13 protein-coding genes are annotated in these 19,221 nt (G+C 50.2%); 9 read left to right on the top strand and 4 right to left on the bottom strand.

All coding sequences use genetic code 11. The features are described from left to right. Positions 1–129 precede the first annotated feature (129 nt). The 7 genes from NDA01_RS05640 to NDA01_RS05610 all read left to right on the top strand — a co-directional run bounded on the left by NDA01_RS05640 (position 130) and on the right by NDA01_RS05610 (position 8,216). Positions 130–1,119, top strand: coding sequence for a hypothetical protein (locus NDA01_RS05640; protein WP_348227175.1), 990 nt, complete (start codon positions 130–132; stop codon positions 1,117–1,119). Between the two features lie 39 nt (positions 1,120–1,158). Further along, positions 1,159–1,386, top strand: coding sequence for a hypothetical protein (locus tag NDA01_RS05635; protein WP_199299864.1), 228 nt, complete (start codon positions 1,159–1,161; stop codon positions 1,384–1,386). A 1-nt stretch (position 1,387) separates the two neighbouring features. Further along, complete coding sequence (locus tag NDA01_RS05630) at positions 1,388–3,001, top strand: polyamine aminopropyltransferase (RefSeq protein WP_348227174.1); 1,614 nt, start codon at positions 1,388–1,390, stop codon at positions 2,999–3,001. A gap of 16 nt (positions 3,002–3,017) precedes the next feature. Then, positions 3,018–3,623, top strand: coding sequence for a DUF4178 domain-containing protein (locus NDA01_RS05625; RefSeq protein ID WP_348227173.1), 606 nt, complete (start codon positions 3,018–3,020; stop codon positions 3,621–3,623). Positions 3,624–3,677: 54 nt separating this feature from the next. Next, positions 3,678–4,049, top strand: a complete 372-nt coding sequence (locus NDA01_RS05620) for an S-adenosylmethionine decarboxylase family protein (RefSeq protein ID WP_348227172.1) — start codon at positions 3,678–3,680, stop codon at positions 4,047–4,049. Between the two features lie 148 nt (positions 4,050–4,197). Continuing rightward, entirely contained in the window at positions 4,198–7,530 is a 3,333-nt protein-coding gene (locus NDA01_RS05615) for a PAS domain-containing sensor histidine kinase (protein ID WP_348227171.1), read from the top strand. 17 nt (positions 7,531–7,547) lie between these two features. Beyond that, a complete protein-coding gene (locus NDA01_RS05610) occupies positions 7,548–8,216 on the top strand; it encodes a DUF6882 domain-containing protein (RefSeq protein WP_348227170.1) in 669 nt (222 codons plus the stop codon). A 6-nt stretch (positions 8,217–8,222) separates the two neighbouring features. Here the strand turns inward: NDA01_RS05610 and NDA01_RS05605 are convergent, their stop codons facing one another. Continuing rightward, positions 8,223–8,801, bottom strand: coding sequence for a GNAT family N-acetyltransferase (locus tag NDA01_RS05605; protein WP_348227169.1), 579 nt, complete (start codon positions 8,799–8,801; stop codon positions 8,223–8,225). Between the two features lie 65 nt (positions 8,802–8,866). Further along, a complete protein-coding gene (locus tag NDA01_RS05600) occupies positions 8,867–9,256 on the bottom strand; it encodes a hypothetical protein (protein ID WP_348227168.1) in 390 nt (129 codons plus the stop codon). 223 nt (positions 9,257–9,479) lie between these two features. Here NDA01_RS05600 and hslO point away from each other — a divergent pair, with 223 nt between their 5' ends. Further along, on the top strand, positions 9,480–10,376 hold the full coding sequence (gene hslO, locus NDA01_RS05595; protein WP_190431250.1) for an Hsp33 family molecular chaperone HslO: 897 nt from the start codon (positions 9,480–9,482) through the stop codon (positions 10,374–10,376). Between the two features lie 164 nt (positions 10,377–10,540). Next, a complete protein-coding gene (locus NDA01_RS05590) occupies positions 10,541–12,625 on the top strand; it encodes a chromosome segregation ATPase (protein WP_348227167.1) in 2,085 nt (694 codons plus the stop codon). Here the strand turns inward: NDA01_RS05590 and NDA01_RS05585 are convergent. Together NDA01_RS05585 and NDA01_RS05580 are read right to left on the bottom strand one after the other, a co-directional pair. After that, positions 12,622–16,950 (bottom strand): O-linked N-acetylglucosamine transferase family protein, encoded by a 4,329-nt coding sequence (locus NDA01_RS05585; RefSeq protein ID WP_348227166.1) that lies wholly within the window; start codon positions 16,948–16,950, stop codon positions 12,622–12,624. The two genes, NDA01_RS05590 and NDA01_RS05585, sit on opposite strands and share 4 nt — an antisense overlap. Positions 16,951–16,967: 17 nt before the next feature. Further along, the gene (locus tag NDA01_RS05580) at positions 16,968–19,217 is read right to left on the bottom strand and encodes an O-linked N-acetylglucosamine transferase, SPINDLY family protein (protein WP_348227165.1); all 2,250 of its coding nucleotides are present in this window, start codon (positions 19,215–19,217) and stop codon (positions 16,968–16,970) included. Positions 19,218–19,221 lie beyond the last annotated feature (4 nt).

Here is a 19,221-nt window from a genome sequence, read left to right as displayed (position 1 = left end):
AGGGCGGCTGCAAATGTATTGGCATTATTAGCAAGAAGCATTCCGGCTGGGAACTCTAAATTTTATTAGAGTGCTTTAGCGTGGAGTGCTTTAGTAGCCTTGTGAATCACCGTAAGTTGAGGGAAGCCTATGCCCGTACAAGTGCAAACCCAGCGATCGGGCCGCTTTATGGACCCTTGGCCTTACTTAACCTTGGCTACAGCGGTAGTAATGTTGCTGGCGTTAATCAATGCTGGTTTTGTAGGCAAGACGTTGCTCGCCACGAGCTTGAATGTAGACCCAGAAGAAGCAACAGAACTGCAACCGATTCAGGTTGAAAAAACACCGATCGGCGCATTGCGAATCGATACCGAAGCTACGATTCCAGACAACCAGTGGGTCACCTACGAAATTCAACTGCGCGATCGCCAAGGTAACTTACTCGCCAGCGGTATTAAGCAAGCCTGGAATGAGTCGGGTACCTGGAGTGAGGAGGGCGAATCAGGCACTTGGCAAGAGTCGGATTTGGTAGGTGGTCTGGATGTGCGCCCTAACCAATCCGAACCGATTACGATCGCCATTCAAGTTTTGGACTATACCAACACTTCCGGGCAAGAAATTGATCAACCTGTGCCGATCACAGTCACAGTGCAGAATGGGGTGGTGGATGGTCGCTATCTCTGGGCTGGATTGCTCGGCACTGCTAGCTTAGCCCTGTTGTCGCTAATCGCTGTTCCGCTCACAGGCGCTCAGGTCATCGAAAAGACTATCCCAGATAGTGATGTGGGCGATCGCGCGGTAATGGGTGGGAGCGATCGCTTGGTGCGGGTCACAGTAGACATTACCTCTGATGAAACTTCTCCGAAAGCATTAGAAGTCGAGTTGTTCGTTAAAGACCAGAACGGTGAGCAGATCTATACCAATTCGTTTCCGGTCAAGCTCAGCTTGTCTAAAGAAAAAGGCAAAGTAGATGAAGGCACTGGCACCCTCACCCTGTTCTTTCTACTAGAGCCGCGCAGTTCCTATGGCTTCTACGTCGAAGTGGTTCCTGATGGCCCAATTGACAAAACCGAATTAGTCGTTCGGGATGGAGCCAAAACTTTAATTCCTGTTCAGGTGGTTCACCTAAAAACCATTTAACTCAATGTTTGTTGGTCCCTATAAGTTAGGAATGAGATCATGACTTCTGCATTTGCGATCGCGGCTCTCCTGGTTACAGGCATTACTCTCACCGCTGGGTATACCCAAAGTTCCTCACTGCATCTGCGGGAAGAACGGCAACCGATGTATTGGCCCCGCTACGGCACTAGTTTATCGGGTCGCTACCACAACCGCCTTTGGCTGGCTAACCCGGAACGGAACAGTTACGGGGAGTTTCGTGGGGGTGGACCCGGAGCAGGTAAGTAAAATGGCATCTCTAGGGCAAGCGACTATGCAGGCTGGGGAGCCAGAAAACCTCAGTTTAAGTCGGCGTCAGCGGCATTTGTTGTTAGCAGCAACGGCGATTTCTTCGAGTTGCGGATTAGCGATTGAACTGCTCCTGGGGACTTTGGCGAGCTACCTGGTTGGCAATCAAGCGCTCGCTTATGGGGTGGCCGTGGGTGGTTTCCTAGCCGCGATGGGAGTTGGGTCTTATTTGAGCCGATTCATTGCAGTCCCTGGCAATGAACTAGTAGGAGTCCAGGCAGAGAGCGATCGCCTGCGACAGGAGCAGCAGCAACTCCTAACCACCTTTGCCCAGATTGAACTCGCGATCGCGCCGCTGAGTGCGCTGCTACCACTAGGGCTGTTCATTTTATTTGTGGTCAACGGTCCCGTCTGGATTGGGTTGTTTCTAGTGACGTTGCTGTTGGGCACCCTGGCAGGTTTGGAAGTGCCGCTGCTGACTCGAATCTTGGAGCAAGAGGCGGGAGTACGAGATGCTCTCTCTGGGGTTTTAGCGCTGGATTACTTGGGGGCACTAGTGGGGTCGTTGGCGCTGCCTGTGGTTTTGTTACCCACAGTAGGGATGTTTCCGTCGGCGGCACTGATTGGGGCGTTACCTGCTCTCATGGTGTTTGCCCTCGGTCGAACTTTTCCCCAACTACGACGTTGGCGGCGCTGGGGGTTAGTAGTTTGTTTTGGCCTCTTTGCCTTGGCTCCGCTGACGGTGCCATTGGGCGATCGCTTGGAAAACACGCTCTACAATGCTCCGGTGATCAGCCGTATCCAGTCACCCTATCAGCGGATTGTGCTGACTCGCCAAGCAGCAGATGTGCGCTTATTTCTGGATGGCGATTTGCAGTTCTCCACTCTAGATGAGTACCGCTACCACGAAGCCTTGGTACATCCTGCCATGAGTGCCAGTCGCGATCGCCGTCGAGTACTACTGATGGGCGCAGGTGACGGCCTAGCGCTGCGGGAAGTGCTGAAATGGCCAGAAGTAGAGCGGGTGTTGTTAATTGACCTGGATGCAGCGGTGATTAATTTGGCGCGACGACATCCCTTTCTCGTGCAAGCCAATGCTCACGCTTTGGATGATCCACGTGTAGAGGTCAGACAGGCAGATGCTTTCCTAACCGTACCGACGCTGCCCGAAACCTTTGATGTGATTATTGCAGACTTTCCAGACCCCGACCGAGACACACTTGCTAAGCTCTATGCTCAAGGCTTTTATCAACGTTTATTAACCCGCTTAGCGCCTGCTGGAGTATTGGTGACGCAGGCATCGAGTCCCTTTTTTGCCCCGCGAGCCTTTGCCTGTGTCGCCGCAACGCTGGAATCAGTTGGTTTATCGGTGCATCCTTACGTCACGGATGTACCGAGTTTTGGGCCTTGGGGCTTTGTTTTGGCAATGCGTGCCCCCTTGCAAGCTGCAACGCTGAAGTTACCTGTTGCCACCAAGTTTTTGACCGAGCCATTGTTGCAACAACTATTCCAACTGCCTAAAGATGTGCAACTTGGCAACGTAGAAATCAATCGCTTAGCAAACCCAGTGCTAGTGAAGTATCAAGCTGATCCACGTTGGGCGGCTTATCACTAAGGAAGAGAGGTGGAGGATGATCACATTAGTTTGGCTTGGCGTGATTGCAGTGGTGGTAGTTGGTGTGGTTTTGGTCGTGCGCCAGTCGCAGGGGCGTCTACCCAACCAGGGCGATCGCGCTCAACTCTCCTCTCTGGCTCGTACCATCTTCAGCTTAGAGGTGGGAGATATTGTGCAATATATGGGCACCGACTGGGTCGTAGAGGGCAAGCTTACCTACGACAGCAACGGCTACACCTGGCTAGAGTACTTGCTGCAAGACGGCGATCGCCTCCGTTGGCTTTCCGTAGAAGAAGATGACCGAGTGGAAGTCAATTTCTTGGAGCCAACCCAAGGTTTAGATATTCCTAGCACGCCTCCCACGCATCTCACGTTTGGCGGTGTGGCTTATCGGCAAGTGGAAGCGGGCACAGCGCGAATGACTCGTGCCGGCACCACCTTAAACCGCCAAGCCGAACAATGCCGCTACTTTGACTACGCCGCCTCTGATGACGCCTCTAACGACCAAGTGCTCTCCGTCGAAGATTGGGAAGGAGATTTAGAAGTCACAGTCGGAACTCGGATTCGTCCCACGGCTCTGACTTTGCTACCTGGGGATGGTCACCGAGTTTATGGTGCCTAGGTTTCTCCTTTTTTTTAGATTTTTCCCTTTTTTATAGATGATTGGCGATCGCTCATGACCACCTCCACACTTAGCTCTCACCATCTCTCTGCAATTCTTCCAGCTGCCGCCGCTGTATATCACTGGACAGAAGCTGATTTTCTCAGCTTGCTGCAAAGCGTGGTTGGGCAAGTCGGGTTGACGATAGTGGGAGAGCTGGCGTTTACCTTTCAGCCCCACGGCGTTTCTGCGATCGCCATGCTAGCGGAATCCCATGTGGCCCTGCACTTCTGGCCAGAGAAGGGCAAAATCACGATTGACATTCATGTCTGTGATTTTGAGCAAGGCAACCAGATCAAAGCTGAACAATTGGCGCAACTACTGAGCCTGCAAATTACAGGTGAGAGTTGTGTAGAGCATTGGCACTGTTTGTCGATTACTAGTTAATCCTGTTGTAGGAAAAACTGGGAGAGCTGTTTTGAGTAGATGAGTGGGTAGCTTTTTTTACCTCTTTTGGCTGTATGTAAGCCGATATGAACTTGGGGGGAATTATGGAGAATAGCATCCGCCTAGCGATTTCTCGGCACTACCAACCATGCAGACTTCGGTAAACGATTTAACCTTGTCCCAAAGCTTTCTGATGAAAGTGCTCAATGGGATGCCTGATCCCATTTTCATCAAGGATCGTCAACACCGATGGCTGTTTCTCAATGATGCCTTCTGCGAGTTTTTAGGCCACAGCCGCGAGATTTTGCTGGGCAAATCAGATTATGACTTCTTTCCGCAGCACCAATCAGAGGTCTTTTGGCAGCAAGATGAGCTGACCTTCACGACGGGTAGGCCCCAGGAAAACGAGGAAAGCTTTACCAATGTCCGTGGTGAAACCTATGTCATTGCCACGAAAAAATCAGTCTTTGTGGATGACACAGGCAATACTCTGCTGATTGGCAGCATTCGCGACATCAGCGCAGCGAAGCGCGTCGAAAACGAACGCCAGCAAATCGAAGCGGAACGCCAGCGATCAGCTCTGGCTCTACAACAGCGCGAAGAGCAAGTGCGCTTATTCATCGAACATACCCCTGCGGCAGTGGCGATGCTCGATCGCGAGATGCGCTACCTGATGGTGAGCCGCCGCTGGCTAGAAGACTATGGTTTAGGCGATCGCAACATTCAAGGTTGTTGCCACTACGATCTCTTCCCGGAAGTTCCCGATCGCTGGCGGGAGGTGCATCAACGTTGTTTGGCAGGAGCGGTAGAATGCTGTGACGAAGAAGTGTTTGCTAGAGCAGATGGCACGGCAGATTGGCTGAAGTGGGAAGTACGGCCTTGGTACGAGCGCACTGGTGAAGTGGGCGGCTTGATCATGTTTACCCAAGTGATCACTAAGCGCAAACAGGCAGAATTGGCCCTGCAACAAGCCAACGAAGAATTGGAGTGTCGGGTGGAAGTCCGAACCGCCAAGTTGCAGCAACTCGTCGCTCGGCTCCAACAAGAGATTTGCGATCGCGAAGCCAGTGAAGAACGCTTCCGAGCCATCTTTGAAAACTCTGGCATGGGAATTGCGGTCGTGGGCCCAGACCTGGAGTTTCGCCAAGCTAATTCTTGCTGGCAACGACTGCTGGGCTACGGTGAAGCAGAATTACCCACCATGACCCCCCAAGACCTGACCTTGCCAGAAGATTGGGCGATCGAGGAACCCTTGTGTCTGGCTTGCATTGCGGGCACCAGAGACAGCTTCCAGCGAGAACGCCGTTTTCTTTGTGCCGATGGTACCTTAGTCTGGGCTAACTTAACCGTTTCCACTATTCGTGATGCCAGGGGGCAGTTTCAATTCTTTGTGGCGATGGTGGAGGACATTACCGAACGCAAGCGGGCAGAAGATGAACGCCAGCAAGCGGAATCAGAGCGCGATCGCTTCTTTACCTTGGCTGGCGATATGTTGGGCATCGCTGGAGTGGATGGCTACTTCAAGCGGATCAACCCCGCCTTCGAGCACACACTGGGTTACACAACTGAGGAGTTGACGGCTCAGCCATTCCTTGATTTTGTCCATCCTGAGGATCAATCGACGACCGCTGCCGAGGCGGCCAAACTTCTGAGTGGCAAAGGCAGCATTTCTTTCGAGAACCGCTACCGTTGCAAAGATGGCTCCTACCGCTGGCTCTCCTGGACTTCTACACCCTACGCGCAAGAAGGGCTGATCTACGCCACTGCTCGCGATATTACCGAACGCAAGCAAACCGAAGAAGCGCTCAAAGCCAGCGAAGCCCAGTATCGCGACCTAGTGCAGACGGCTAACTGTATCATTCTCCGCTGGGATACAACTGGCACGGTTCGGTTTATTAATGATTACGGAGCCCGCTTTTTCGGCTTTGCCACAGGCGAACTGATTGGTCAGAATGTCCTTGGCACCATCGTTCCTGAAACCGAAACCTCTGGCCGAGATCTGCAAATGCTGATGATCGCCATTCATCAGCATCCCGAAGACTACGCCCACAACGAAAATGAAAATCGCTGCCAGGATGGACGACGGGTGTGGATTGCCTGGGCGAATAAACCGATTTTAGATGAACAAAATCAACTGGTAGAAATCCTGTCGGTGGGCACGGATGCGACCGAGCGCAAACAGACGGAAGAAGCTTTGCGTCAGAGCCAGAAACGCTATGCCACTTTGGCTGCCACGGTTCCGGTGGGCATCTTTCGGACCGATGCCGAGGGTGGCTGTATCTATGTAAATCAGCGCTGGTGCCAAATTACGGGTCTGACTCCCTCAACAGCTAAGGGTAGCGGTTGGGCAGGGGCGATTCATCCTGAAGATAGCGATCGCGTCTCGTTCGCATGGCAACAATCTGTCCAGGCTAAACAGGCCTTCCGCCTGGAGTATCGCTTTCAGCGTCCTGATGGCTCCATTTCCTGGGTTTTTGGTCAGGCGGTGGCAGAAAAGGGCATTGAGGGCGGAGTCGTAGGTTATGTAGGCACCGTGACAGATATTAGTGAACGGAAGCTGGTTGAAGAAGAGCGCAAACAAGCAGAAGCGCAATTGCAACAGCAAACCACAGACTTGGCAGCCGCCCTGCAAGAACTCCAGCGCACCCAGGCCCAAATGGTGCAAAGCGAAAAGATGTCGAGCCTGGGGCAATTAGTGGCAGGAGTCGCCCACGAAATTAATAACCCAGTCAACTTTATTTATGGCAACCTCAGCCATGCTCGCACCTACACGCAAGATCTGTTGGGCTTGGTGCAGCTTTACCAGGAACATTACACCACGCCAGTTCCGGCGATCGCCGCTGAAGCGGAGGCCATTGATCTAGAGTTTCTGCTAGAAGATTTGCCAAAGCTGCTTGATTCGATGCAGGTCGGAGCCGAGCGGATTCAGAAGATCGTGACTTCGCTGCGGACTTTCTCGCGCATGGATGAGGCAGAGGTGAAAGCAGTAGACCTACACGATGGCATCGACAGCACCGTGATGATTTTGCAGCATCGCCTCAAAGCTAAGAGCGATCGCATCGAAATTCCAGTGATTAAGCATTACGGCGATTTGCCACGGGTAGAATGCTACGTTGGCCAACTGAATCAGGTGTTTATGAATATTCTGAGTAATGCCATCGATGCCCTAGAGGAGGCGCTAGAGCAGGGTAAGCAGTTTATCCCCACAATTCAAATTCAAACCGAACTAACTCCTCGTCAAGAGGCAATCATTCGGATTTCAGATAATGGTTTGGGCATTCCTGCCGCCATCCAGCAACGACTATTTGATCCTTTCTTCACAACTAAAGCGGTGGGCAAAGGCACAGGCATGGGGCTGTCAATCAGCTATCAAATCATTACTGAAAAGCATGGTGGCTCTCTGGCTTGCACCTCCAAACTGGATCAAGGCACCGAGTTCGTGATTACAATTCCGTTGCACCAAGCCGCTCACCTTAACTAAAACTATCAGAGCTAGCAATGGTAACGACATTTGCAGAACTTTTGTTGGCTCATGGAGCCGCAGCTTTTGATCAACAGTTGTGTTTGAGTGAATTGCTCGGCGAGCATACTTGGTGGTTTGACATGGAAGCTGGCACGTTGGAGTTTAATGAAACTTTGACCTTTCCAGTGCAAATTCTGGGCAGTGAGTCAGATAGTAGCCAAACCTGGTTATGGGGTTGGGCTAATGCAGAGAGTCATATTCCTGAACCGTTACTGCAAGATGCGTTGGAGTTAGCGGCCTTTGGCGATCGCGCTGCAATTGCTGAACTTAAGCAACCACAGCTATCGCTTAGCGATGAAATCAACGGCCATGCTTTATCAATGGTTGCGAGTGGGCTTTGCCAAGCTAATGCTTATTACTGCGCTCCCTATGCAGGTGGAGCTTTGTTCGTCTTACTCAAGCAAGCCGATTATCGTTGGCCGATTGATGACCCGATCGCCCGAATTGCGTTTGTGTTTCCCCAGTTCATCTCAACTTTTGCACTCAGCAATCATCGCCAAGCCTTTGCCTGTTACCTAAGCTTTTACAACTTAGAAGTTTCAGAGCGAGAGAACTATGTACTGGGACGCTTTAACGGCGATCGGGCGATTACTGCAAAATTCGATCAAAATCAGCGCTTGATTGAATTAAAAACACAAGATTAGGGCCAATTAACCAAACCTGGCTTTCCATTCGGGACGGAGGAGACCGTAAAGGTACATATCGTGACGATCGCCGCTGCGGTGGACAAACTCTCGATACATGCCTTCGCGCTGAAACCCAAGTTTTTCGTATAGGGCGATCGCGCGATCGTTGTAGCTAAAGACGGTGAGTTGAATGCGGTGCAAGTTTAGCTCCTCGAAGGCAAAGGTCAGCGCCAGTTGCATCGCCTCAAAGCCATAACCGTGGCCCCAGTGCTCCTCTCCAATGGCAATGCTGATCCAGCTCACTTGGTGATTCCACAGGATGCCGTCTAGTTCTACATAGCCCAGTAGCGTGTCGTTGGTGCCTATGGTCGCAGGTTCGGTTGGAGTGGTAGAACGCACCGCAAAGATGAAAGCATGATTAGATTTTTGGCGTTCTTCTAGCCATTGGCCTAAAAACGCTTCAGAGTAGGGGTAAGCAGGCTGAGCGTCCAACAGTCGCAAGAAGTCAGATTGTTGATACCAATGCGCCAAAGCAGGTAAATCTTGGGGCGTCCAACTGGTTAATCGGACTCGGCTTCCAGACAGCGAAGTTTTAGCCAGCATGAATCACTACACTCCGCTGCCTACCCGTTCTGCTACTCGCTCTATAACCCTGAAACTTAAAGGCATTAGCTCTCAGACTGTCTGGCTAAGAATTGTCGCAAACTCAAAAGCGCCACTGTTTGCCCCGCATTTAGCGGTAAGAGCGAAACCCCTTCTAGCCGCGATTGCAGCCAGCCGTCGCCCCAACACCACTCATGGAAGCCATCAACGCCTTGGCTCAAGAGCAAGCGCAGACAATTCGGTTCCGCCACATCCACTTGATGCTGAATTGCGATCGGACCTAGCCAACTGGTGAATGATAACCCAGCATGCAACTGTTCTGGCAATCCGGGGGATAAGCGTTCTGGCCACAACCACTTTTGCAGTTGAGCGGGTTGGAGCAAACTATCCCGAATGGTAGCGGCTGAGGCGTTGACCTCAATTCGCAAGTTGCTTTGTTGAAAAGTACCCCACATAAGCTTGAATGGCGGCTCCGCAGATCAGTTGGTTCTCTAGTTCTTTCAGTATGCCAAGTTCAGGCAGTTCTTAGCCGAACCGTGAGCAACGCGATCGCTTTGGCTGCGTCCCTGGCTTGCTTCAGGACCAGAAAGACCTTGGCGAGATCCTGGCGATCGCTCCCAAGGCCATCAACCCACAACTTAGAATAGAAATAGTGAATTAAGAAATGTAAGGTTTTTCATGGCGGATCAGTTAATGCGGGCAACTGCGGCTGATGGCGGCATTCGAGCGGTAGGAGTGATTACAACTCGCCTCACCGAAGAAGCTAGACAGCGGCATCAGCTCTCCTATGTAGCAACAGCAGCTCTGGGGCGTACCATGTCCTCCGGATTGCTGTTGGCCTCCAGTATGAAACGGCCCGGATCGCGTATCAATATCCGGATTCGCGGCAATGGACCTTTGGGCGGCATTTTAGTCGATGCGGGCTTAGATGGAACTGTTCGCGGATATGTCGATAATCCAGAAATTGAGCTACCTCCCAATGACAAAGGCAAATTGGATGTCGGTGGTGCGGTAGGTCACGAAGGTTATGTGTATGTGGTGCGGGATGTGGGCTATGGCTATCCCTACTCCAGCACTGTAGAGATCGTCTCTGGTGAGGTTGGGGAGGACATCGCCAACTATTTAGTGACTTCCGAGCAAACTCCTTCAGCCTTGGTGGTGGGCGTATTCGTCGGTGCGGAAGGTGTAACCGCATCAGGAGGCTTGTTGATCCAAGTCTTGCCTAAAGCGGCTCGCGATGAAGAACTAGTAGCAACTCTAGAGTCTCGCATTGGCCAATTGTCTGGGTTTACCCCGCTGTTGCAAGCAGGCAAAACGCTGCCAGAAATGTTCGAGCAACTGTTGGGTGATATGGGATTAGAAATCTTTCCAGAAACTCAGTTAGTCAGGTTCCACTGTGGTTGCTCCTTCGATCGCATGCTAGGGGCGCTCAAGATTTTGGGCGAAACGGAACTGCAAGACATGATCGAAAAAGACAACGGCGCTGAAGCCACCTGTCACTTCTGTAATGAGGTTTATCAAGCCAGCAGTGATGAACTAGCGCAACTGATTTCCGAGTTGCGAGCCGAATCCTAACGAAAGTCCGGGAGGCTAGAGAAAGTCTACGAAGAGTGTCATCTAAACCTAAAGATTTGACTTTTTGGGGCTTGAGGAGGGTAGGATGACAACTACTGCATTTGCTTTGGAGCAGCCAGAGCCGCTGCACTACGAATTGTTAGGTGGGAGTTGTTAGGTGGGCTATGACCAGAGATCGCGGAACTCCAGACCGTAGGCCAGCCGATCGGCCTCTTCGGATGAAGAATTCAAGCAACCCCGACCGCCCCCCTGCTCCTCGTCCCTCAACCCATCCGACTCCGCGTCCTGTGGTCAGAGCTGTGCCTCCAGACCCAGTTCGGCCTGTGGTTTCGACGCTCGGTCAGACGGAGCAACCTGCTTATGCCGTAACGGGGTCTGCTCCCCCGCCGCTGACCCAGCCCCCCAGTCCCCGCGATCGCAAACGGTTAAGATTGCCCACAAGCATAAGATTTTGGGGCTTGACTACCTTGTTGCTCACGGGAGGAGCGGCAGTTGTCTCGGTGGCGTTGTTGGTCCGATCGCCTGCGTTGCCGAATTGCCCCTCGATCTTCTGGCCGATGGCATCTGCTTCCATGCGGCTCTACTGTGCTCAGGTTGCAGCCAACAAGCAGACCGTGAAGAATTTGCTAGAGGCGATCGCGCTAGTTCACAACTTGCCTCTCGATCACCCTTTGCGGTCCGATATTGACCGCTCGATTCAACAGTGGTCATCAGATATCCTCAACTTGGCTGAAACTTCTTTCAACGCTGGCAAGCTCGAAGAAGCGATTGCTACAGCCCGCAAAATTCCAGAAAACACATCGGCTCATGCCCTCGTGAATGAACGGATCGAGCGCTGGCAATCGATTTGGGAGAAGGCAGAGGCAATTTATCAAAAATCAGAAGCCGCTATGCGAGAGCGCAAGTGGCATCAAGCGTTTACCGAGGCAGTGCGCCTGCTTTACGTGGGTAATACCTATTGGGAAACCACGAAGTATCAAGAACTCAACGAACGCATTCGAGTTGCTAAGGAAGAAGGCAACAAGTTAGCTAAAGCCGAAGAACTGGCAGACATTGGCGGTCTCGACAATTTGCTCAAGGCGATTAAGCTAGCGGAGTCGATCAGCCCCAACAGTTACATCTACAAAGAGGCACAAACCGCGATCGCCAAGTTTGGTCGCAAAATGCTGAATTTAGCCCAAGCGACCCTAGAAGAACGCAACGCGACAGAAGCGATCGCCATTGCCCGCAAGATTCCTGATAGTGCCAACTTAGAGGAAGAAGCGCAAGACTTTATTGATCTGGCTGATGCTCAAGCTCAAGCCTGGCAAGGGACGGTCGCAGACTTAGAAGCCGCGATCGCTCAAGCTCAAAAGCTCGATCGTAAGCGTCCGATGTACGCTAGAGCGCAGCAGTTGATTACCCGCTGGCAACGAGAAATTGAAGGTGTGGCTCATCTCGATCGGGCCCGTCAATTAGCGCAAGGGGGGACTCCGAATGCCTTAGGATCGGCGATCGCAGAAGCTAGCTTAGTCAACCGCTCCAATCCTCGCTGGGATGAAGCTCAGAAAGAAATTGCTCGCTGGCGCGGCCAAATTGAAACTACGGAAGATCGGCCTTACCTCGATCGCGCGGATGAATATGCCTTGGCGGGAGATGCTAACTCGCTGCAATCCGCGATTAATGAAGCCAGCCAAGTCGGTTCAGGTCGCGCTTTGTACGGTGAAGCCCAAGACAAGATCCGCCAGTGGACCAGGGAAATTCAGCGACAGCAAGACCAACCCTACTTAGATCAAGCCCGAGCCTTCGCGAGCAGTGGAGATTTAACCAGTGCGATCGCTACCGCCGACCAAATCACTTCTGGTCGGGCGCTCTATGATGAGGCGCAGGATGAAATCCGCTCTTGGCGCAGCCTGATTCAAGCAGAGCAAAATTGGCAAGAAGCTCAAAGCTTAGCGACTGCCGCAACCCCAGATGCCTTAGCAGCGGCGATCCAAAAAGCGGATCAAATTCCCGCCTCCAGTTCCCTACGAATTGATGCTGAATCCGCCATCAATCAGTGGAGCCAATCTATTTTAGTGCTGGCCCAAAACCAAGCCAACTATGACTTACCCAGTGCGATCGCGATCGCCCAAAAGGTTCCTGCTCGTACGGAAGCCTATGCTCAAGCCCAGCTCCAAATTGGCGAGTGGAGGAAGGCTCTACAACCCCCTGAACCTCCTAAAGTTCTTGTAGAACCCACTCCTCCACAGATTCGCCCGATCAACTAAAGTTTGGAGCTACTCCCTTGAGCCACCTGTTGATAAAAGGACTCAAGCGCTTTCACACAACTTGAGTCATCAAAAAGCTGGGCATGGCCTTGGGTAATGCGCTGCCCGATCTCCTGCCGCCACGCAGAATCCAGCCCTAACTTCACGGCGATCGCCACATATTCTTCTGGAGTCGCCGCGATCGCCTCCGGGATGCTCAAAGCTTGCAAAATTCCTGCTGCATGTCGTCCTCGCATAAATTCGCCTGGGCAAGTGACGACGGGTAAGTTGCAGGCGATCGCCTCTAGGGTGGTATTGCCGCCAGACCAGTCAAACGTATCCAAAAAGATATCGGACAAAAGATTGAGCTGCAAATACCCTGCTTGGTTCTGTCGAGGCAAAATCACACAATAGTTCTCGCTGTTTAGACCTATTGCGGCGAAAGCCCGCTGTAAGCGCTGACGAAACTTTTCAGTGACAGCAGCACTAAAGTGAGCGAGAAAAGCAAACTGGGCGTGAGGCACTTGTTGCGCGATCGCGGCAAACACAAAGTCGTACTGCGGCAGGTACTTGAACAGTGACTGACAAGACAAATAGACCACCGCATCGGGGCGCAATCCAAAATCAGCTCTAGTCTTGATTAGCTCGGGAATAGTAGGTTTGGCATAAGCAATACCGATTTGGGGTAGCCGCACCAATTGCTCGGAGTAGTGTTCCTCACCGTTCTCAGGCTCCATTAGGTCGCTAGAGAGGAAATAGTCAACCGTGGGTAAGCCCGATGTCACTGGATGCCCCCAAGTCATACACTGTACCGGAGCTAAGCGCAGACTGGCAATCTGGCTAGCCTTGGGATGCATGCCAATATCGAGAAACGTGAGTACGTGTAGTTCATCGTTTAGAATTTGCTGACACATGCCTGTCAAATCGCCAGAAATCTGATGAAAGGCATCGCTGTAACGTTGAATTCCCTGCGTAATTGCGTCCTGCTCTCGATTCAGAGAATAGCAATGAATTTCAAATTTTTCGCGATCGCAATGACGCAGCCAGCCCAAAAACAACTTGCCGACTGTATGCAGACGTAGACAGTCTGAGAGATAGCCAATGCGAATTTTGCCACTCGGGCTTAAAGGTGGCATCGGTCGATCTTGCACCCACTGGGGATAGTTGGTCGCCATAATCTGATGCACCAACAGCCCGTATTGTTGTTGTAGAGCGCGATCGTTTTCACCCTGGTAAGCCAGATAGAAGTTAGCGTAACGACTAATGCCTTCGAGGGCATTTTTGCTAGCTTCTGGCGTAGATAAGTCGAGTTCAGCCCCAATGCGGGCTAAGCCTTGACTGAACCGCTGCCGAGATACTGCAATCTCCTCGGTGGTTGCGTACAGAATAGGTAAAGTTAACTGCTGGGCTAGCTTGAGAGAAAGATCATTCGGTAGCAAACTCAAAGCTTCGGTAGCAGCGGCGATCGCGGCTTCAGTTTGGCCGTCATCTCGCAAGGCAGAAATTAGGTCAAAGTAAAGCTTTGTGGCGGTAGGATAAGCCTGTACCGCTTCCCGGTAGAGCTGAATGGCCGCGTCGTACTGCCCCAAGCGCTGAAAACAATCACCTAAGCACTTATAAACTCGCTGAATCAGTTCCGGGGCGACTCCTGTTTTCTCAGACCTGAGGAATTTCTGATACCGCTCGATCGCCGCTTGGTATTTGCCTTGACGGTATAAAGCAAACCCTAGATAAAAGTCAGCCTGCATGCGAGACTCATCTGCCTTGGCTTTGTAGGCAGTACCCAAATCCTGGAGTGCAACCGGATCGCGAGGACTCAGTTGGTGAGCTTTTTCCAGAGCTTGAATGGCATCTTCTAGCTGATGCTCTGCGATCAAGCTTCTGCCCATCTGCTGGTACTGCTCATAGGTTTCGAGATTTGCGGGTGGCGTGGGTAATGGGAGCGCTACAGGCTGAAGTGGCAAAGCCGCTTGGCTACCAGAGCTAGCAGTAAGGCTAATACCAGAACTGGTGTCAGGGCTGCTATCTAGAGCAATCAAGCGCCGATTATCCACCGCTGCGATCGTCATTGGAGCGCTGTAGGGCGTTGATGGAGGCGCTTGCTGAGCTGCTGCCATCAACGTTTCACTCACAGTTTTCGCCATCTGGAGCCAAGAGAATTGTTTAGCCTGCTCCAAGCCTGCTTTGATTAGTGGGTCGCGCAAAGTTGGGTTCTGCACATTTTGCAGCGCCGCAGTCAGTCCTGCAACATCTGAGTCCTTGACGTAAAGGGCAGCTTGACCCGCCACCTCTGGGATGGAACCATTGGGGCAAGTAATGACAGGGCAACCACAAGCCATTGCTTCTAAAATAGGTAGCCCAAAGCCTTCGTACTGGGAAGGGTACACGAGTGCGATCGCTCCAGCATAGGCCATTCGTAATTCGGCATCGTTTAGTTGCAGTAGATGAACTCTGGTACCTGCGGGTAAGCAAGCACTCAGATCAGGCTCCAGCGTGGGGTTTCCACCTGTGCAAACAATACTGAAGTTGGTAGCATTCGCGAGTTTAGCAAAGGCTTTGCAAAACAAAATGGTGTTCTTGTAGCCGTTTCTCGTGCCGACCATCAAGAAATAAGGCTGCGTAATCTGGTGCTTCTGTTTAAACTCATTCACTTCTGCATCCCCAGCCGGGACAAAACTGGGTTGTACCCCACAAGGCGCAACGGCGATCGCTTCCGGAGCAATGTAAGGAAAGAGTTTAGCTAAGTCCCGCGCAGTATTTTGAGAAATTGCGATGTAACGGTCAGCATGCTGAATGGCATAGTGCTTGACCCGCCACATAAACTCGTCTACATCCCAGCCAATTTGCTCCGGAATCATGTCATAGGCCATGAATACCGAAGGCGTTGAAATCGGAGTGGTGTAATAGGTGGAAATAAATAAGCTAGCCTGCTCCTCGTCACAAATTTGCTGAAGAATGGCGCGATCGAGAGCAGCATTGCTATAGCTATAGGGTGGAATCACGCGGTAGCGAATACCAGGAACTCTCGGCGCAGAACCATTACGGTCTAACACTAAAAGATGATCAGCGAAATTGCTTCTAGACCATTCCGCTAACAAGGTTGACCAAACACGAGCAATACCAGTATTAGAAAACTGAAAGAACATGCCATCAATGACAATCTTAGGCATTTTATTCAGGTAATACTTTTGAATAAAAATGCCGCGATTACGGACATGTAACTTCAACTGATTGAGTCGTCCATCTCGACCTGTTGTGTTTTGGTTGTGGGTAAATAATTGATGCTTAATCTCTTCAGGAATTGGAGTAAGTGAATACCCACTGGATTTAGCGCGATGACAGAAGTCAACATCATCCCAATATCCTGGCCCATAGTCTTCACACCAACCACCAAAGCTTTCTAAAACCTGTTTTTTGACACACAAAGCCCAGCCTTCTAAATAAACTTCCCCAGTTTCAGTTTGTTTAGGGCCTGGGCCTGCCAATCCTTCGCCAGCAAGTTGACATAGGTATGGAACCGGAGTGTTCAACACCTCAATGTCGTTATTAAGGAATAAAATATACTCGTTGCTGGCAACTTGAATTCCTTGATTATTTGCTGCGGCAAAACCTCGGTTTTCAGAATTACGAATTAACTTAATATTATGAGTCTGACAAAATCTCTTTAGAGCATCTCTGGTGGGAGGCTGACTACCATTGTCAACAAAAATAATTTCAATGTCCGATAAATGTTTTAAGTTGCGTTCCCAAATTTCCAATAACTCACCGTGATCCCACCAAGGTACAACGATACTCGTGGAATAAGCCACCTTATCTAAAGGATTTGTATTTTTAGGCGCTTTACTAGCTTTCACCCAAAAACAGCTCTGTTCGTGGGACCAACAATCTGCAATGCTAATGTCGCGAAAGCCAGCTTTTGCGAGCAATTGACGTAATCGAGGAGCTGTAAAACCAGTTTTGTGAAACTCACCCGGATGGCTTTGGAGACCAAAGATAGTATCAAGCTGCCAGCCCCAACGCTCTGATTCTGGTTTGTCAAGCCATTGCCGCAGGCACCATTCCAAGTTGGGCAAATTCATGACGAGTTGGCCTTCCGGCTTTAGAACTCTAGCCCATTCTTTTAATACTTGAGGCACCTCATACTTACTCAGATGCTCTAGCATGTGCTCAGTAAAAATTTCATCCACGCTATTTGGAGGAAATGGCAAATTAAAAACATCCATTTGGGTGATGTTTGGACCAGCTAAATACTGGTCTACATTGATATACCCTGGTTTGATTTTGCGGCCACAGCCCAAATATAGTTTTAAGGGATTAGCTGTTTGGTGAATGGATTGATTAATCATTGGGTTTGAATTCAAAGTCATCTTGAATTGGAAGCTAGAGAAGCTTGTTGATGAACGACTTGCTGATAGAAATTCTCTAAGGCTTTCACACAGGTAATATCGTCATAAAGGCGGGAGTGGGCAGCCTTAATTTTTTGGGAAACTTGATGACGCCACTTTGGGTCTAGACCTAAACGAGCTGCAATTTGAATGTATTCTGTCTCGTTAGCAGCGATCGGCTCTGTCACTCCTAATTGTTTGAGCACGGCGTAGGAGTGGCGGCTACGCATCATTTTTCCAGGGCAAGTCACCACAGGTAAGTGACAAGCGATCGCCTCTAGGGCAGTATTGCCTCCTGACCAACTAAACGTATCTAAAAACACGTCAGCAATGCGATTTAAGCTTAAGTAGCTATTGTGCCCTTGGCGGGGCAAAATCGCGCAGTAGTCAGGGCTTTTGAGGCCATACTGAGCAAAAGATCGCTCTAAACGTTGAGAGAATTTTTCAGTAATCGCAGCACTTTTGTGCGAAATAAAAACAAATTGTGCTTGCGGTACTTGTTGAGCGATCGCGGCAAAAATGTAATCATATTGAGGGAGATATTTAAATAGAGTTTGACAGGATAAATATAGAACTGCATCTTCTCGCAAGCCAAAATCAGCGCGAGTTTTTATGGCCTCACTTAGATCCGGTGGATTGTAGGCGATACTAATATTAGGTAAACGTACTAGTTCTTCTGAATAATGCTTGTCTCCATCTTCAGGTTCCATCAATTCACTCGATAAGAAATAGTCGATGGTGGGAGAGCCTGTAGTAACTGGATGCCCCCAAGTAACGCATTGAACTGGAGCCAGACGCAGACTAGAAAATAAACTCATATAAGGATGCATTCCTACATCCAGAAACACTAAAATATCAAGCTCGTCCTTTCTAATTTGTTCACCGACCGCTTGGATGTAATCCAATTCGATCGCTTCCTTAACAGGTAGATGACGAAAAACATCACTAGAAGCTCGGAATTTTTCCGTATGCTCATCGGAATGGGGATGCAAGTGATAGGAGTAAATCTCAAAATTTTGGCGATCGCTATGCCGCAACCAGCCTAAAAATAGGACTCCAACTGTTTGCTTCCACATACAAGCAGAGGCATAACCAATTCGAATTTTTTGCCTAGCGCTTGGGGTTTTAATCGCTAAAGGTTGGCTCAATTCAGGATGTTGAGCAGCCATCAGTTGATGAAGTAACTGAGCAAATTGAACTTGCTGCTCCAGATCATTTTGGCCTTGGTAGTGCAAATAGAAATTAGTTTGAGACCCTAAGCTCTTCAAAAAAACAACGCGACTTTCTGCATTATTAACATCAGCTCTTGACTGCACATATTGAATCAGCTGAGCTAAACCTTGGTTAAATTGCTGTCGATAAGTTGAGATCTCTGTGCTTGACTCGTACAGAATTGGCAAAACTAGGTGGCGATCGCGCTCAAACAGCACCATCTCTGGAAAGAGTTGAGCGGCTGTAGCGGCTGCGGCGATCGCATTTCTCGTTTGGCCGCTGTTCCGTAAAGCTGCAATCAGATTAATGTGAAAGTCAGGCTTTTGGGGATACTGTTTTACTGCGGCTTGATAAATTTCGGCGGCTCTCTGGGATTGATTGAGATGTTGCAGGCAGTCGCCTAAATAGCGATATACTCGCTCAATGGCCTCTGGAGCAATTGCTGGTGTAAGAGATGTGAGAAACTTCTCGTAATGAGCGATCGCGGCTGCATAATTGCCTTGACGGTAATAGCTAAATCCTAGATAAAAATCAGACCTCAACTCTGATTCATTAGCTTGCAATTCATAGGCTTGCCCTAAATCACTTAAAATTTTGACATCACGAGGATTGCGATCGTGAGCGATTAAATAGTTGCTAATGGCAGCGTCAAATTGTGATTGAGTAACGAGAATTCGTCCTAAAGCTAAGTAAGCCTCTACCAAGTTGGCATCTAGCTTGATTGTGTTTTCATAAGCTTGAATCGCTGATTCGGTTTGCTGAAGTTGCTCAAATACCATGCCTAAACGGTAATGATGCAGAGCCGTGAATCGGCTAATTTCTAACGCTTGTGATAGCGTTGAAAAAGCCTCTTGATGGCGACCCAGCCGATAATAAAGATGTCCTAAGTCACTCCAGATTTCTGCTTGCTTGGGTTCCAATTGCAGGGCTTGCTGATATTTCTGTTCTGCTGCTGTTAAAGAATTTTGTTTTTGCAGAGCTGTTGCTTCTTGATACAAACTTTTCCAATTTTCCATGCTG

The sequence above is a fragment of the Trichocoleus desertorum AS-A10 genome, from assembly GCF_039962155.1.
Lineage (GTDB): Bacteria > Cyanobacteriota > Cyanobacteriia > FACHB-46 > FACHB-46 > Trichocoleus.
This window is presented reverse-complemented; position numbering and strand designations above follow the sequence as displayed.

Bases quoted from the DNA above. Each gene is read 5' to 3' on its own strand.
- NDA01_RS05640 (WP_348227175.1), top strand. From the start codon at position 130: ATGCCCGTACAAGTGCAAACCCAGCGATCGGGCCGCTTTATGGACCCT.
- NDA01_RS05635 (WP_199299864.1), top strand. From the start codon at position 1,159: ATGACTTCTGCATTTGCGATCGCGGCTCTCCTGGTTACAGGCATTACT.
- NDA01_RS05630 (WP_348227174.1), top strand. From the start codon at position 1,388: ATGGCATCTCTAGGGCAAGCGACTATGCAGGCTGGGGAGCCAGAAAAC.
- NDA01_RS05625 (WP_348227173.1), top strand. From the start codon at position 3,018: ATGATCACATTAGTTTGGCTTGGCGTGATTGCAGTGGTGGTAGTTGGT.
- NDA01_RS05620 (WP_348227172.1), top strand. From the start codon at position 3,678: ATGACCACCTCCACACTTAGCTCTCACCATCTCTCTGCAATTCTTCCA.
- NDA01_RS05615 (WP_348227171.1), top strand. From the start codon at position 4,198: ATGCAGACTTCGGTAAACGATTTAACCTTGTCCCAAAGCTTTCTGATG.
- NDA01_RS05610 (WP_348227170.1), top strand. From the start codon at position 7,548: ATGGTAACGACATTTGCAGAACTTTTGTTGGCTCATGGAGCCGCAGCT.
- NDA01_RS05605 (WP_348227169.1), bottom strand. From the start codon at position 8,801: ATGCTGGCTAAAACTTCGCTGTCTGGAAGCCGAGTCCGATTAACCAGT.
- NDA01_RS05600 (WP_348227168.1), bottom strand. From the start codon at position 9,256: ATGTGGGGTACTTTTCAACAAAGCAACTTGCGAATTGAGGTCAACGCC.
- hslO (WP_190431250.1), top strand. From the start codon at position 9,480: ATGGCGGATCAGTTAATGCGGGCAACTGCGGCTGATGGCGGCATTCGA.
- NDA01_RS05590 (WP_348227167.1), top strand. From the start codon at position 10,541: ATGACCAGAGATCGCGGAACTCCAGACCGTAGGCCAGCCGATCGGCCT.
- NDA01_RS05585 (WP_348227166.1), bottom strand. From the start codon at position 16,950: ATGATTAATCAATCCATTCACCAAACAGCTAATCCCTTAAAACTATAT.
- NDA01_RS05580 (WP_348227165.1), bottom strand. From the start codon at position 19,217: ATGGAAAATTGGAAAAGTTTGTATCAAGAAGCAACAGCTCTGCAAAAA.